This window comes from Fibrobacter sp. (genome assembly GCA_024398965.1).
GTDB lineage: Bacteria > Fibrobacterota > Fibrobacteria > Fibrobacterales > Fibrobacteraceae > Fibrobacter.
Window position 1 is genome coordinate 1 of record JAKSIF010000109.1, and the last position, 2,552, is coordinate 2,552.

The window sequence follows — 2,552 nt, forward strand, 5'->3', positions numbered from 1 at the left end:
CCAAGTTGCGGACCTTCTGCCAATACTCGGCGCTCTTGTATTCCTTGAATTCCATCACTTTTCCTCCATGAGTTTTTCTGTGACTTGGTTGACGATGGCGAGGGCTTCTTCCTGGATCTTGTCTTCGTCGATGGGCGGGATGATGCCCTTGCCCGATGCGATGAGGGGGCGGTAGACTTCGGTGAGAGCCCTGAAGGCGGGGAGCGAACGCAGGTCCTTGTCTTCCTTGAAGGGGAGCCACGAATGCTTTACCTTCTGGATGCAGCTGTAGCCGATGTGGCGGTTCTTGAGGCACCACTTGAGTTCACCCGGATTCACGGCGTGGGGGAACATTCCCATTTCGCGCTGAGCCTGGTGTGCGTCCTCGAACAAACCCTTCAGGCGCTTGGTGCAGCACGGTAGTGCATTGACCATTGCCTTGGTTACCACCATCTCCTCGTCGGAGAGCGCCGGGGCGCCGTACTCGATGCGGTCCACCTTCAGCAGGTACTCGATGACCTGGAGCCTGAGCAATAGGCACAGATGGTTCACTTTTTTCTGCATATCATCCATACAGCTGCTTCAGCTCCTCCATTGAAAGTTCCGAATCGTTGACCTTGGAATCGTGATTGACCGATTCCCCGCGGATGAACCGGGCCATGGCCTCGCGCTCCTCCGCCTTGAAGTTCTTTGCCTTGCCGCCTGCGTTCTCCAGGCGTTTCTCGGTGAGCTTCATGTTCTGGACCTTGTCCCACACCCAGTTGCCGCGGCGAAGCACCATGTAGTGGCTCTTGTAGCGCTTGGCTGCCTTGCCATTGTTCTCGATGTAGCCGTCAAGGATGTTGATGGCGACGGCGAGATCGTGGCCGTACAGTTCCCGGAGCTTTGCCCCCTCCTCGTCGGTGAGGAGAACGTGCTTGTTTTCGCCATAGGGCTTTTTCAAAGGCTTGGCTACCGCGGTGGGAATGGTTTTTGCAGATGTACCAGATTCCAGATGCGCACGGTTGCCCGTGTTAGCGAAGTTCAGCGAGCCCTCGCGGGTGTCGCCATCTGCAAAATTCGTGCAGGAAGTTGTCGATTTGCTATCCTCCGCGGCGTTGCCGTTCGCGGCTTCCTGCTGTGATCCGTTTGCGTTTACACTTGCGGGAACGGTCACTTGGTCGTTATTCTTGTTGTAATATGCCTGGTTGGTTTGCTGGCGCTTTTGCATACGATTTAGCGCGTGGTTGTATCTTTCGCGCACATTTTCGTTGACATCTGAAGCGACGCAGCCAGAACAAAGGTCGAGCACGGCTTTTCTGCAGAAAGCACCAAATTCTTCATTGTTGCCCATTTTGGCTTGTAAGATGAATAGCTGCTGCATATCGAATGAAATCCACCGTGGTATCGTATTCTTTGCTCTTGACATTTGCGAACCTTATTTTGAGACTCGCTGTTGGTGGTAGGCCTTTACTGCATCCATGACGATCGATGTGTAAGAGGTCGGTTCGAAATTTTGTGTGCGGACTTTTTCAAGGTCACAGAACATCTTTCTCATTTCGCCAGGAAGATGGACGTGAATTGTCTTGTCAGTCTGCACTTCGTTTTGGTTTTGTTTATCCATTGTTCAAAATCCTTATGATTGAGTCCAAAAGTTTTGTACTTTAGTCTCAACATTTTGGAATACAGTATTAAATTTTTGGAAATGCAATACTTTTTTTCTAAAAATTTTGTACTTATTTTGAACTTTTTTTGAAATTCGTTATTTTTATGATATGGATAACGAGATTTTACATACTGACCCGGATAATTCTGGTGAAGAAAAGCCGAAAAAGAAGGCTAAACACTTGTGGTGTATTGACCTGGATTCTTTGAAAAAAGAAACAGGAATGACCATTGAAGAACTGGCTGCTATAGCTGATTATAGCAACCCCAAGGGTGTTTATAATTGGGATAAGGAATTTGGCTCTAGGCCGTCTTACAATACCTTTATAGAACTTTTTAAGGCAGGGGCTACTGTAGAAACCCTTTTTGGTGTTGAATACAAAGCTTCCGGAAAAATCAATGATGTTCCGGCTGATGTTCGTGACATAGCCCGCCAAATGCTGATAGACAGCATGAGCCAGACATTGGAAAAGCTCAAGTCCGACGGCCCCAAGCCCCCTCAAAAGTAGGTGTATGAAAAAGATTGAAACTTTAGTCAAGTCCGGGAAATTCGTTCTTCACGTTATTTCTTATCGTCCGCTGACTCGTCAGGAGGTACTCTTAGCAGTAGCAGAGTATCAGCGTGCTTGCGGTTTGAAGTTCTTGCCGAAAACTGGTAGTGGCACTGTGGTGACAAGCTTCGGAGCCGTCTAACAGCGGATTCAATGGCTGCGTTGATTACCTGGTCAACGCCTTCTTGACCAATGGTCCTTTTTAAAAACCTGTATGGGAACTTGATAGAAGCTTCGCCTTTGTAGTTCGCTTCAATCGCCTTACCGAATTCACTCTTTAGACTCATGGGTTTAATTTAAACCGATGTTTTTGCGGATGGGGAAAAATTGCCCCATCTTTTTTCTAGAACCCCAGCTCCTTTTTAAGGTCAAGGATCC

4 protein-coding genes are annotated in these 2,552 nt (G+C 48.3%); 2 read left to right on the forward strand and 2 right to left on the reverse strand.

Annotated elements, in window-relative coordinates:
• Window positions 1–54: 54 nt before the first annotated feature.
• Together MJZ26_14835 and MJZ26_14840 are read right to left on the reverse strand one after the other, a co-directional pair.
• Window positions 55–543 (reverse strand): hypothetical protein, encoded by a 489-nt coding sequence (locus tag MJZ26_14835; protein MCQ2107052.1) that lies wholly within the window; start codon window positions 541–543, stop codon window positions 55–57.
• A 1-nt stretch (window position 544) separates the two neighbouring features.
• Window positions 545–1,312 (reverse strand): hypothetical protein, encoded by a 768-nt coding sequence (locus tag MJZ26_14840; GenBank protein ID MCQ2107053.1) that lies wholly within the window; start codon window positions 1,310–1,312, stop codon window positions 545–547.
• Window positions 1,313–1,733: 421 nt separating this feature from the next.
• Between MJZ26_14840 and MJZ26_14845 the strand changes: the two genes are divergently transcribed.
• Together MJZ26_14845 and MJZ26_14850 are read left to right on the forward strand one after the other, a co-directional pair.
• Complete coding sequence (locus MJZ26_14845) at window positions 1,734–2,132, forward strand: hypothetical protein (GenBank protein ID MCQ2107054.1); 399 nt, start codon at window positions 1,734–1,736, stop codon at window positions 2,130–2,132.
• A gap of 4 nt (window positions 2,133–2,136) precedes the next feature.
• A complete protein-coding gene (locus MJZ26_14850; protein ID MCQ2107055.1) occupies window positions 2,137–2,316 on the forward strand; it encodes a hypothetical protein in 180 nt (59 codons plus the stop codon).
• The last annotated feature ends 236 nt before the right edge of the window (window positions 2,317–2,552 follow it).